General features: G+C 48.4%; 8 protein-coding genes. All 8 read right to left on the bottom strand.

Translation table 11 applies throughout. The annotated features are described in order from the left end of the window. Window positions 1–49 precede the first annotated feature (49 nt). The 8 genes from ABEW34_RS24880 to ABEW34_RS24845 all read right to left on the bottom strand — a co-directional run bounded on the left by ABEW34_RS24880 (window position 50) and on the right by ABEW34_RS24845 (window position 13,742). Window positions 50–2,857, bottom strand: a complete 2,808-nt coding sequence (locus tag ABEW34_RS24880) for a sugar-binding domain-containing protein (protein ID WP_430162348.1) — start codon at window positions 2,855–2,857, stop codon at window positions 50–52. A gap of 4 nt (window positions 2,858–2,861) precedes the next feature. Then, on the bottom strand, window positions 2,862–4,475 hold the full coding sequence (locus ABEW34_RS24875; RefSeq protein ID WP_430162346.1) for a response regulator: 1,614 nt from the start codon (window positions 4,473–4,475) through the stop codon (window positions 2,862–2,864). Next, a complete protein-coding gene (locus tag ABEW34_RS24870; protein WP_430162344.1) occupies window positions 4,472–6,265 on the bottom strand; it encodes a cache domain-containing sensor histidine kinase in 1,794 nt (597 codons plus the stop codon). Before ABEW34_RS24870 ends, ABEW34_RS24875 begins: the two co-directional genes overlap by 4 nt. Window positions 6,266–6,358: 93 nt before the next feature. After that, window positions 6,359–8,041, bottom strand: a complete 1,683-nt coding sequence (locus ABEW34_RS24865) for a hypothetical protein (RefSeq protein WP_430162342.1) — start codon at window positions 8,039–8,041, stop codon at window positions 6,359–6,361. A 69-nt stretch (window positions 8,042–8,110) separates the two neighbouring features. After that, entirely contained in the window at window positions 8,111–9,007 is an 897-nt protein-coding gene (locus tag ABEW34_RS24860) for a carbohydrate ABC transporter permease (RefSeq protein ID WP_430162340.1), read from the bottom strand. A gap of 6 nt (window positions 9,008–9,013) precedes the next feature. Next, window positions 9,014–9,907 (bottom strand): ABC transporter permease, encoded by an 894-nt coding sequence (locus ABEW34_RS24855; RefSeq protein ID WP_430162338.1) that lies wholly within the window; start codon window positions 9,905–9,907, stop codon window positions 9,014–9,016. Window positions 9,908–10,056: 149 nt separating this feature from the next. Then, window positions 10,057–11,991 carry a carbohydrate-binding protein gene (locus ABEW34_RS24850; RefSeq protein WP_430162336.1) on the bottom strand — a complete coding sequence of 645 codons (1,935 nt, stop codon included), beginning with the start codon at window positions 11,989–11,991 and terminating at the stop codon, window positions 10,057–10,059. 68 nt (window positions 11,992–12,059) lie between these two features. Next, window positions 12,060–13,742: a carbohydrate-binding protein gene (locus ABEW34_RS24845; RefSeq protein ID WP_430162334.1), complete on the bottom strand. Its 1,683-nt coding sequence runs from the start codon at window positions 13,740–13,742 to the stop codon at window positions 12,060–12,062. Window positions 13,743–13,789: the final 47 nt, after the last annotated feature.

Genomic DNA, 13,789 nt, shown 5'->3' with positions numbered 1-13,789 from the left:
TTGCCATTCCAGAGCAGGCAAGCGGTTATTCTTTTTCCCCTATACTTCTTTATTGAATAAGCTCCAGCAGCTCTGTCACGCTGGCTTCGTACTGCGGCTTGAACTGCTCTGATTCCATATATTTGATCACACTGGACAAAAACTGTTTTCCTTCCGGTGTTTCTAGCACCTTATCCGCGTCGAGCGAACAAATAAGCAGCTTGCCTTTTCCTACGCGGCATTCGAACAGAAAACCTAATTTATGATTGCGCTCAAAATTGTCGATGGTCTGTACAATAGGGCTCCATTCCCTGCTCGTGCCGTCCATAATAATCGACTTTGAATGGGATACGATGCTCCACCAAGGATAAGTTGAATGCGGCTCGCACGGAAAGTCCCGGAAGACCGGGTGGCTGTTGTCGACGAGAAGCCCCATTGTGCCGACGGGAACCGGACGGTTCATGCTCTCCGAGATGGACCGAAACATCGGGTAGCACCAGAAATCCGTACTATAGAAGCCTTCGATTCCATGGCTTAAATGTTCCGGCTTCGGCATCAGCCATACCTTCTCCCCTTGCTCTAATAAAGCAAGAGCCTCGGCCGTAAGCGACTCAAAACGATGGACTTTGGACAGCTCCGCTTCCACCTGCTGCGGATAAATCCAGAGCTCGTAGGACTTGCGAATATCCGTCTCCAAAATCCGCAGGGAAAGCACAGCTTTGGTCATAACAGCGACGGCGGGCATTTCAATGCTCAGCTCGCAAATATCAATGTCATTTTGCTGCTCCAATATTTCCACCTCAGCTGCACCGGACGCCAGTACCCCCTGTCCATCCGCCAGCTCCCACTGAAGCTTGATTGCACCGGGTGGCTGATTTCTATACCAGCACAATTCCACATGAGCCTCGAAGCGTTCGGTCGACGTATAGTTGTATTTAGCAAACCTCGCCATAAGGACGGCATCGCTGCAGAAGGTCCGCCATTCCTCCGGCGTAATCAGCCCCTTGGAATCCATAAAGGCATCCAATATGCCAACGAGCGCCGTTCCTTGTCCACTAAAATCCTGAAGGTCGAGCAATTGAAAGCCGGCAAGCTTTCTGGAGCGAAAAGCAGCCTCCAGCTCTTCCTTATAACAGGCTACTGCCAGCTGCCCCGAGCTCTCAAAGTATGATCTGGCCAGATGATCCAGCCCTTTCTCTTTGAGGCGCTCTTGAAAAATGATAAAATTTTCCGCTTTCAGCGAGCCTGTATACTTCTCTATTTCATCGTAATTCGGATACGTCGCGTATTGCCCAATCTCATGGGAAATGACCGGAATGTGGGGAATCCATTCCCCCGAGGCGTCGCCGAGCTGGACAGCTTTCGCTTCCGTGCCGTACTGGATTTGAATGACGCCTCCAGCTTCACCCGACGCGCCCTCGTTATGCTGAAAATCTGGCGGCATAATTTGGTCGTCATAATCCTTTAACGTACCCGGAACGTCGGTCTGAACATGGCCTAGCGGGGCATCACACATCGCATAAGAACCTCTGAACAGCCGCTCCTTCGAGAAACGCACCCCGCAGAAGAAATCATCATGTTCAAGAACAGCAGGAGAAAATTGATGATTATTGGAGCCTTGTGTATACAACGGCCTGCTGTCGAACGCTTTATAGGCTTGCAAAATCGCATCGATTTTGGCTCTGCTGCCCCACAGCTCATTGCCCAGCGACATCATGACAAAGGACGGATGATTGCCGAACGCCTTGAGAATGGCATATCCCTCGCTAATCAAGTAGTCTTGCTCCGTCTGGTTATGGCGCTCATCCGTCGCTTCGGTAATCGTCCCCCAGAAAGGCAGCTCCGGTTCCATGTAAATCCCCAGCATGTCCGCTGCGGTAAACGCAGCCTCAGGCGGGCAGCACGTATGAAAGCGGTAATGGTTAATGCCGTAGGACCTCGAAATCCCAAGAATTCTCAGCCATTCCTCGACATCCGTCGGCGCATATCCCGTTAGAGGAAAAATCAATCCGTCATGCTTGCCCCGGAGGAACGTTTTGCTGCCGTTAATTGTAAATTTATTTCCATCCGTTCTAAATTCCCGCAGGCCGAAGCTCCGCTGCTGCTGGTCAACGATTTCGCCTGTCTCATCCTTCAAACAGATGCTTACGGTATACAAATGAGGAGTGGCTTCGCTCCATAGCAGCGCGTCCTGCCCTAATGCATATTCAAGTGAAATGACTTGGGAAGTGAAGCTATACTCCTTCTCCGCCACCGTATGCACAGTTTCGGAGTTCCAACTGGCTGCGGATACCGTTAGGCTGCCGTTGAACGCTCCCTGCACGCCAGCTTCCACCTTCACGGAGCGCGCGGACAAATTTGGGTAGAGCTGGATATCGGTCAAATACGAAGCGTTATAAAAATGAAGCTCGATGCCGCCTGTAATTCCGTTCCAATTGGTCTGCGTATCAGGGGAAGTCATATGGCCGCCCTTCGTTGGATAATCCGTATTGTCGACACGGATGGTAATCGTCTGCGGACCGCTTTGAAGCAGTCCCGTCAATTCGTAGAGATGCGGCGTATTCAGGCTGTCCCGCGAGCCGACCCCGCGGTCGCCCACCCATACCGTCGTCATTCTCGTTCTTTCCAGATAGAGAAAACACGTCTTTTCAGCAAGCCCCTCGGGAATTTCTACCTCTCTCGAATACCATGCATACCCTTCGAACGAATACTCATCGGTCAAGGCCCCTACTAACTTCGTTTCGTTCCTCGGACCTTTCCGGGCGTAGGATGTCGTTCCGGGCAGCTTAATGGAATCTGTAAACGGCTGCGACAACCTGCTCTTGTCCTTGTCCAGCTGCAGCTTCCATTCGCCCTCCAGGTTGATTGATGTCAGCAAAATATCACTCCTCATAATAATAATCTCTAAACTCCTGCGGAGTCGTTCCAGTCAGCTTCTTGAATAAAAAGGTGAAATAGGCCGCCGTTTGAAATCCAACCTGCTCCGACACTTCATATATCTTGATGTTTGGGTCCCGGAGCAGTTCCTTGGCCTTGTTCATACGCGCTTCCTGGACAAAATCTGATATCGTTCGACCCATTTCTTTTTTGAATAATACGCTCAAATAGCTGGAGTTCAGATGAAACTGCTCCGCCAGCTGCTTCACCGTTACGTTATTATGCAGATGCTCCTCCAAATAGCGGGACACCTTCTGGATCAGGTTATGCTGCTGAACGGTTTGCTCCTTCTGCTTCAGCTGGATATACTGGGCGAGGAAGGCCATTACGACCGTTCTTATTTCCTCCACATCCTTACAGTCAATCATCCGCTGCCACAGCAGAATATTCATCTCGGCGTCCGTTTCCTTTGTGCGCTTCAATTTGCGGATCAGTTCACTAATTAATCCCATGCCAAAGGCCTGCACATATGAAAAAGACATGGGCTTCTGCGCCAGCAGCATCTCAAACGCATGGTTGAAATAGACGATAGCGTTCTCGCTTTCCCCGCTATCAAGCAGCTTTAATATTTCTGGAAAATATTCCTCGTACAATCGAAAATCGTGATATTCAATCATTTCAGCGTGGTCGAAATACAAAATTTGCCCATATCCGGCCATTCTGGCGCTTGCCATCATATGCTTGATTTCTTTATATAACAGCGGAATGTCCGACCAAGTCTGGCATTCCCTGCTGATTCCGACGGTAACGGAAGCGTTGTACTGCTCCTTCAGAACATCCTGGATAAAAGAAAGCTGCTTCTCCAGCTTCACACGGTCAATCGGAGAGGCATTCAATAATATGACTGCTACTTCGTCCGCGCCAGTCTTGCCGATATACGTGCCTGCAAACTCGGACAGACCCATTTTGACACATTTGATGAGCCCTTCGCTGAGCATAATTCGCTCCTTGGCGTCATGCGGATTGGACGGAAACAGACGGTCATAGCCGAACAGGAACAGCGTAGCCTGCCAGTCTTCTGACGGCAAATCGAGCAGACGGCACCAGGATTCGAGCAGCTCGTCACTTTGAATCGCACCTTCTATCAAATCTTTGACGTAATGCTCCTGCAGCACCTCATAGCTTTCCGTCACTTTTTCTTTCAGCTTGCTTGTCTCCAGCTCAATATGGTTTTTCTTCTCAAGTGAATCGCGAAATGCCGCAAGCTTCGCTTCCAATTCGTCCGTCTTAATCGGCTTGAGAACGTAGGCCTTTGCCCCCAGATGAATCGCTTCCTGAACAAATTCGAATTCGTCGTAGCCGCTTATCATCACCGTCTGCAGGGACGCAAGCTTCGGGTAGTCCGACTTGCACTTGGCCAGCAGCTCTATCCCCGTCATTCCTGGCATCGACACGTCGGTGATCAGAACATCCACATGAGCTTCTGCCATTATGGCAATGGCTTCCTCACCCGATTGTGCGGTCATTGGCTGCTCGTACCCTAGCGCCTCCCAGTCAATGTGGCGGACAAGTCCTTGAACCTGCATCGGCTCGTCATCAACGATCAGTGCTTGCATCATGCTCCATCCCCCCTTTTAATTTCAGGAGCTTCCTTGCAGATCGGAATATGAATGGTCACGGCCGTCCACTCATCCTCCATGCTTTCAATTTCAAAACATCCCTCTTGGCCAAAATAGAGCGCCAGCCGTTCGCGTATATTGTTCATTCCGAATCCGTTTTTCGTACCGATATAGCTGCCTGCCTTGATCCGTTCCAGCTTCTCGCGTTTAATGCCCTTCCCGTTATCAAAAATCTGAAACGCAATGGCATCCTCGGTTTTGTTAATCATGATCTGTATGAAGGCCCCCTTCCTTGTTGTAATACCGCCGTGCAAATAGCAATTTTCCACAATGGGCTGCAAAATGAGCTTAATCGAATACAGATCAAGAACGTCCGTCTCCACCTGCCATTCTACGTGCACCTGATCGGGATAACGCAGCTGCTGGATTTCGACATAAGCCTTTAGATGCTCAAGCTCATCACGAATACGGGTCACATTAACGCGGTTATTGAGCGCCAGCCGATAAAAGGTTGTCAGAGCATCGATCGTCCGAATTTGAATGTCATCCTTCACGTCCATGGCACGCCAGCGGATCAGGCTTAAGGAATTATAAATAAAATGCGGATTGATCTGCGCCTGCAGCGCTTTGAAGGACTGCTCGCGTTCTTTTAAAATCGCCTCTGTATGCTCTTCCACCAGCTTTCTGAGGCGTCCAGACATCGAATTAAATAGAACCTCCAGCTCTCCCAGCTCATCGTTGTCCCGGTTTCTCACCGTCGCTTCGAAATAGCCTTCGGAAATATCCATCATGCGCATTCCTAGCTTGCGTATCCGCCAAATGACGTTTTTGAGCACAACCATAATGAGGAAGGTCGATAAAAGGAGAAAAAAAGCGATGCCGCCCACTATATAGTAGAAAATGCGTTTGGACTGCTCCTCCAGCCGATCAAGATGTACAAGTGCGGCGACCGTCCAGCCTGAATTGATTTTCTGCCGAATTAACACCATGCCATCTGCGGTTACTGCCGTTCCTTCCGGACTGCCCCAATGCTCGCTTAAGGAGGATTCGGACAAGTGGCTGCCGATTTCATTGGATTCTGATGAGGCGATAATCTGCTCATCGCTGTCTACGATGTACATTTCTCCCGCACCGTCAAACGGATGATCAAACGATTCAGCAAACACTTCATTATAATTAAGCCGCAAATAGACGATCCCATAGACGTCCCCGTACGGGTTTAATATTTTGTGAGAAACAACTAGCCGGGTTTTATCGTCGAGCGCATTCGTCCAAGTGAGATTGTCTGGCGATTGAAGTCTTTCCTTGTACCATTCCTGTTCGATTAAACCCGATAGTTTACGATCTCCTGGTTTCCATAGAAGCCCGCCGTCCTGTACCAGCGTGTCGTTCGTATGGTAGATGCGAAAATTTTCGATTCCGGGCAAATATTTGCTCGTAAATAAGAAAGCTCGATCCACATATTGAACGGTCGCATACTGTTCGGAAATGTCCTGGTAGTCTCTCGATAATCTGGAAACCAGCTCCCCATCAGTTGCTGTTCGCGTAGCAAGCAGATCATAGCTTTGCTTGCGGAATTCAATGCTTTGCGCGCTCTGGCGAACCGCCTCTTTAATAGTGAGCATATAGTTGCCACGAACGATATGCAGCGTCATATAGCCTGCGCCGATGGCCAGCAGGACGGTCGGAAGAAATACAATGACACCATAGAACAATACAATTTTCTTCCTCATACTCATGGAGCGGGTCATACGTATGATCCACTGCTCGAAACGTTGTCTCAGCCTCATCTGCCACTCCTCCATGAACCGCAAAGGGAGCCCCCTTCCAATAGGAAGGGATGCTCCGCAAATTCTTTATTTCATTTGCCCGCTTCTACTTGTTCATTTTACTTGCTCATTGTAAGCGGCAAGCCATTCCTGCTTGACCTCGCTCCAGTGGCCGCGTTTCTCCAGCGCTTCCTGGAACTTCGTCCATTCCGTCTCAAATTGGCCGCTATCATTCGCCATCAGCAGCTTGGCTCTATATTCCTTGCGAATATTTTCAATTTCCGGAGAATATTTTCCCCATAGACCGCCAGCCTTCATTTCTATCAAATCATACGGCTCGGCAACCCGGATACTTCCCATTTTACCAATGGCCTCTGTGAATTTGATCGTTTTGGCTGCCCCTGCTTTACCGCCATCCGCTGTGTTCCACCATGGGTACCATTCGTTGCTGTAGGATGCAGTCATATACAGCTCCGGTGTCACCTTCGCTTTCTGGGCAGCATCACCCGAATTCCGGCTTGTTTTATAGGCTTCATCCGTGAACTCCCATTTGCCAAGCGGTTGGTCAACCCAATTCCAGTACAGTCCAACCGGTCCTTCATTGATTACATGCTGTTGTTCAGGCTTCGGCTGCAGCGTGTAGTCAAAAAACTTTAAAATCGCTTCCAGATTTTTGGTATTGGAGCTGATATACACATCATAGCCCGGATTCGGATTGACGACCTGGTTGATACCGACTTTCTCTACACCTTGAACCTTCGGGAAAGGAACGACCTCATAAAACCAGCCCGGCTCCGTAGGACCGTCAAGCGTCTCCCATACGGACGTCGGAATATTCCAGAAGCTGCCCGCATTCAGGGCGACGCGTCCCGATTTGTTTTTTTCATTATATTGCTCTTTTTTATTCGTAACGACCTCTGGGTCAATCAGCTTGGCGACGTACATTTTGTTCATCCACGCGTAAGCTGCCTTAAAGTTCGGATCATCGTAAGCGAATACAAAATCATCGCCTTTTTTCTCGATTCCCCTGCCACCCGTCGTGACGCCAAAGGAGGTGAGGATTGCGTTCTCATCGCTCCAGTTGAGCGTATCATTCGTATCCATTAGAAACGAAAGGGGAAGCAGCGATTTACCTGACGCATCCTTTTGTTCAGCCGCTTTTTTCAGAAAAGCCTCTACGCCTTCTATAGTAGCCAGATCAGCTATGGTCATGCCAACGTTTTCCAGCACATCCGTTCTGACGGACCAGCCTTGCGATGCCCAGCCCGGCCATGGGTCTTCAGGATTTTGGTCAAACCAGGTCGGTATCGACCAAATATGTCCGTCCGCATCCTTCATCAATTCGAGATACTGCTTCGGAATCGCAGCCAGCCCCGGATACTTATCCGGCATATCAAAATACTGCTCCAAAGACATCAGCTGTTTCGAGCGGTTCATGGCGCTCTTAACCGTTTCATTTCGGCCAAAAATAGCTGCGTCTTCAAAGCCGCCTGTATTGATTTTCAAATTAAGCGCTGTCATTGCATCGCCCTGTGTCGTCTCCAGCTTAACATCAACACCCGGCTCTTTCTCGCGCCAATATTTCTGGACCAAGCTGTCATTATTCGTTGTTGCTGTCCATCCCAGCCACAGCTTGAACGAGGTTGAACCGCTAGCCGTCGATTCGCTTGCCGTACCGGAATTGCTGGCCTGATTGGCATTGCCTGCCTGATTGGTTGCGGAATTAGAGCAGCCCGCCATTAATGTCAGCGATACGGCAGCGGTTAATGCGGTTAAGAAAAGCTTTTTAGATTTCACTGTCATACTCCCCCTATACAAGATTGTACTGCAAATCGGTATATAAATGTTGCTTTAATACCCGAAGAATCAGCCTTTGACCGAGCCCACCAGGACCCCTTTGACAAAGTATTTCTGCAAAAATGGATACACGCAAAGAATAGGAATCGCACTGACCATTACGACGGCCATTTTAATCGACATCAGCGTAATATTTTGCAGCTGCGAGCTTCTTGCTAATGCCTCCTGATTGGTATTGGAGCCGAGTACGGCGGACAAATCCGACGCAGCTAGAAGCTGCTGCAAGAAGGTTTGAACGGGTATCAGCTCCTGCTTCGTGACGAAGAAAGCGCCAGCGAACCAATCATTCCAATGGCCAACCGCGGTGAACAAGCCTAGCGCAGCCAGCATCGGCTTCGACAGCGGAATAATCATCTGCATTAAAATCCGCAGCGGACCCGCACCATCGAGTTCAGCGGATTCAACCAGCGCCTCTGGTATGCCCTGAATAAATTTCAGCATGACGAACATATTCCAGACAGAGAAGAGACCCGGCAGGACATACACCCAGAACGTATTAATCAAGCCGAGATTGTTCAGCTGAATGTAGTACGGAACTAGGCCGCCGCTGAACAGCATCGTAATCAGAATATAGCCGAGAATGGTGCCTCTAAAAGGAAGTCCACGATAAGACAGGCCGAACGCCACCAGCAGCGTAACGAGCAGTCCGCCAGCCGTTCCAATGACGGTTCTGCCAATCGTTATCAGATAAGAATTGCGAATAATCTCATTGCCAAGAACGATCTCATAATTAATCAGTGTGAAATTCCGCGGCCACAAGTACACCCCGCCCTTGGCGGCATCCGCACCGTCATTCAAGGATATCGCCAGCATATACAAAAACGGATAAAGCACGGATACGCACAGCAGACCGAGCAGCGCTACGATGACGTATTGGGCAATATTTTCACCTTTGCTCATCTTCATACGCCATCACCATAATCCTTCGCCGTTTATTTTTCTTGAAAACTGATTCGTCCCAACGACTAAAACCAGACTGATAATAGAGGAGAGCAAACCCACCGCGGTAGCCATGCCAAAGTAGCCCTGCTGTAAACCGCTGCGTAAAATATACGTGTCCAGCACGTCAGCAACTTCCTGGTTAGCTGAATTCATCAGCGGATAAATTTGATCCATGCCCACGGTAATCAGGCTCGGAATGCTCAAGATCAGCACAATCGCTATCGTCGGCAGCATGCCCGGGATGGTAATGTGGCGAATTTGAGCAAGCTTGCCAGCACCCTCTACCTTGGCGGATTCATAGAGCTGCGGATCGATCGTCGTAATGGCCGCCAAATAAAGAATTGTATTCCAGCCTGTTTCCTTCCACAAGCCGCTCAGCACCACCATGGGACGAAACCATTCCGTCGAGCCCAAGAAGAAGATGGAGTCCCCGCCCGCTTGGTTGATAAACTGGTTGACCAGGCCGCTGTCTAGCGTCAGAAAGGATTGAAGAATGTAAGCGACTACAATCCATGAGAAGAAGTGGGGCAGGTAGCTGACCGATTGCACGAATCGCTTGAACATCGGCCGCGTCACTTCGTTAATCAGCAGAGCCAGCAGGATAGGCGCCGGAAAGCCGAATAAAAATTTCAACACGGATATATAGAGTGTATTTTTGACTACGGTCAAAAACTGAGGGTCTTGGATAAAGGAGAAATTATCAAAGCCAACCCACGCACTATCCCATATGGATGTTCCGATTTGAAAATCCCTAAAAGCCACCTGTATGCCAGCCATAGGGATATAGTTGAAAAGCAGCAGCAGGACCACGCCCGGTAAAATCATTAAATATTGCCATCGATACTTATAAAGCTTAGCGTACAATCTGCATCCCTCCTCGATATGTCTATCATAAAGGTAATTACAGCTCACTCCTACGCAACAGCGGTTGGATATCTATCGTTCTGATTAGAATTCATAACAAAAAGGCTTCGCCCCCATGTAAAGGAGGCGAAGCCTTTGTGCAATTATTATTACTGAGCCGAAACATTTACACTATCTATATTGGGTCCTTCTGTCCCGGTAGTTACGACTTTTAAAATATTGTTCCCGCTATTCATGGGTACCTGAATCGTTTTCTCGCCCCAGGTTGTCCAGCTGCCAGTCGCTGTAAAGGCAGCATTGCTGATTACTTTCGTTCCATTCACATAAATATCCAAATTCCTCGTCCCTGATTCAAGCGCATACCGGAACTTCACATTTTTAGTTCCTGTTACAGCGGCGTAGATGCTGCCCCACTGAATAGCTGCATCGGTTGCAGCATTAAAGTTGACATATCCGCTGCCATTGTAACCCGAATTGATGGTTTCTACTACGGAGGCCGTCAAGGTTGTACCCGTCTCGGCTTCATAAGTAGTACCTGTACTAGCAGCATTTTGTGTAAACTGCCAGTAATCAAAATTAAACAAATGGCCTGTGCCGTTTCCGGTAAATACAAAGAAAACGTTGTGAACACCGGTTGCTCCGCTTACCGTTGTTTCTATTAAGCTCCAGTTTTGCGCTCCACCTGTAGAAGGCACATTAAGCGTTCCTACAAGCGGACCGGTTACACTGTCAAGACGCACTTCAATATTCCCGCCCACGGTGGATGCTACATTTGCTTTAAAGGTAGTGGCTCCACTCACACCGAAATCAGCGTTTCCTACAGCAATCCAGTCTCCATTATTAATACTTGTTACGTTTTGATTATTTACCGGTCCGCCTGCTGCTGAAGATTTCTCCGTTAAAATGCGTCCATTCCAGCCAATCGTTTCGGCCTCTACTCGGTTATAGGGATTGAGATTGGCAAGCTGAGACACGCCTGCATAATTGGCTGCAACCTCTTGAATAGATCCATTCGCATTATGCACCAGCCTATTGATATGGGGCGAACGGTAGCCTTTGCCTGCTCCGTATAGGGCTAGGCTGACTGTTTGAGCATGGTATACCACATACCACTGGTTGTTAAGATTAAACACGGAATGATGGTTGTTTCCTCCAGCACCAAAAAAGAAACCCGGATTTTTCAGAAAATGTCCTGCATACGTAAAGGGCCCCATCGGACTCGTGCTGGTCATATAGCCGATTTCGCCACTAGGCTTATCGGCGGGGTGCGTACCGCTGAAATTGATGCAATAGGAGTAATAATATACGCCGTTATACTTGTGCATGCCTGAGTCCTCAAACATGAACGGCGCATCAATCATGGATGCACTGCCAACAATGCTGGTCATATCAGCGCCTAATTTCAATACTCTGGCTGTCTTTGGATTTGCCCTTTGCTCCTGCGTTGGATTTGAACCGCCAGGGATGCCTCCACCGGCATACAAGTACCCTGTACCGTCGTCATCTACGAATACGGCTGGGTCAAAAAGCCAAACAACGCCGGACATTCCTGGTGTATTGGTTGTAACCAACGCTTTTCCCAGCGGGTCGCTCCATGGCCCAATCGGGCTGTCTGCCGTGAGAACACCAATGCCTCCGGCACTATTTGCAAAATACAGGAAAAATTTATCCTGGCCATTTATTTTTTTCACTGCCGCAGCCGGAGCCCAGGAAGCTCCTGCCCATTTTGCAATGCCTTGACCGCCATTGGCTCCATTTGCACCTGCTACCGGAATAGCTCCGTGATCAGTCCAGTTCACCATATCTGCTGAAGATATGACGAATACGCTCTTCAAATTAGCAAATGAATTGTCTTTAATCGATCCATCGCTATTATATTCATAGTCATCACTAGACATATAAATATAGACTCTTCCGTTATAGGTTAATGCAAAGGGGTCTGCCCCTAAATGATGGTCAATCAGCGGGTTGGAATTCCCTATATTTTTTGCAATGGTCGCACTGGCGGCAAATGCAGACATCTCGGGCAGGCAGCTCAACAGCAAGGCAAAAACCAATAATAAAGCGCTGCACTTCTTTCTCATTTTTCCATATCCTCCTTCAACTTCTGTTCCCCCTTTTCCTCATACTTGAGCCTGGGCCTTTAACCAGCCTACTGGGCCGAAACATTTACACTATCTATATTCGGTCCTTCTGTACCGGTTGTTACCACCTTTAAGGTATTGTTCCCGCTGATCATGGATACCTGAAGCGTTTTCTCGCTCCAGGTTGTCCAGCCGCCCGTCGCTGTAAAGGCAGCATTGCTGATTACTTTCGTCCCGTTAACATAAACGTCCAGATTTCTTGTCCCTGACTCCAGCGCATAACGGAACTTCACATTTTTAGTTCCTGCTATAGAAGCATAAATGCTGCTCCACTGAATGGCTGCATCGGTTGCTGCATTAAAGTTGACATAGCCGCTGCCGCTGTAGCCTGTATTTATGGCCTCTACTACGGAATTGGTCAATGTTGTACCCGTCTCTGCTTCATAAGTAGTACCACTGTTATTGTTTCCACCGCCACCCAATTCAGCTACAAAGGTTGTAACACTTTGGGCTGGAAGCTGGCCTGTAAAGGAACCGGCCGACACATTAATCGACGATCCGGCTGCAAGATTTCTAGTGCTGTCTGTTACCCATGAAGATACCGTCGATGCATTCCCGTTCTGCAGGACAAATTTCTGATTGACTGCCGAGGTGCCTTTGTTGATGGCAACAATAACCACCTTGTTGTCGCCTTTATAGGCAGAGACGGACACATTCGTTTCAGGGCTCTTCGTAGCATCAACCCTTACATAGCCAGGACGAACAAATTTGGAGAAATGAGCCATGTTATAGCCGCGTTTGCTGATCGTGCCGTCCTCTTTCATCGGGCCGTATTGTCTGCGGATATACCACCATACATAGGCTTGGAAATCTCCTTCAACCATCGCATTGTGAATATGATGGGAAACATCCAATGCCTCGGGCCAGAGATCCGCCGAGTTATTGTTGCTATTTGGATAGTATACTTCCGTCATCCAGAGCTCTTTGCCCGCTCCTTTTTGTTTGAACAGCGGATAAGCGAAATTGTTAACGCTTGTACCATAAAGATGGGCGCCAAGAATATCCATATTGGCAAGAGCTTGCGGATCATTCAGAATCGGGTCTGACATATTTTTCAGATATTGAAATGACTCCGGTGCCATGACCTTCGTATTTTGAATCGAGCCCGCATTTTCCTTCATAAAGCGAAGCATCTCTTGTGGCGTCCACCATGTCCAGTCATGGGCGTAATCAGGCTCATTTTGGACCGAAATCGCATAAAGGTTCACACCGTTATTTTTCATATACGTGACAAAATCATTAAGATGCTGCGCATACGCAGCGTACTTATCGTATTTAAGTCGTTTGGCTGAAGTATCCCCATTTTTATTGAAGGTCTCGATCATACTAGTAGGAGGATTCCATGGCGAAGCAAAGACGAGTGCGCCTTGCTCTATCGCACGTTTGGCGGTTGGCACTTCTCTGTACCAATTGTTGCTGTCACCGTCCACAAAGATTCTCAAAACAGAAAAGCCCAGCTGATTTTGTCCATTGCCAAAAGCGGTATCTCTTTGGGATGCTGTCAGATCCCCAATCCAAGCCGGATGGTTGATGCCTCCAAAGCCTTTTATTAATTGTTTTTCTGACGATAGATTAATAACGGCATCACTTGCTGCTGAAACCTTAGGAGGACCTGGAACGGTTAATACTAACGGTAGCGCTGTTAAACATGCCAATAATGCTAACATTGGCTTTTTCAGACTTGAGATCATTGCTTTCATCTCCTTATAATAGTAGTTTTTCCTATAAACTTTCCCGG

The organism is Paenibacillus algorifonticola (genome assembly GCF_050481745.1).
Lineage (GTDB): Bacteria > Bacillota > Bacilli > Paenibacillales > Paenibacillaceae > Pristimantibacillus > Pristimantibacillus algorifonticola_A.
Note: the sequence above shows the minus strand (reverse complement) of the source record. Positions and strands in the feature narration are given on the sequence as shown.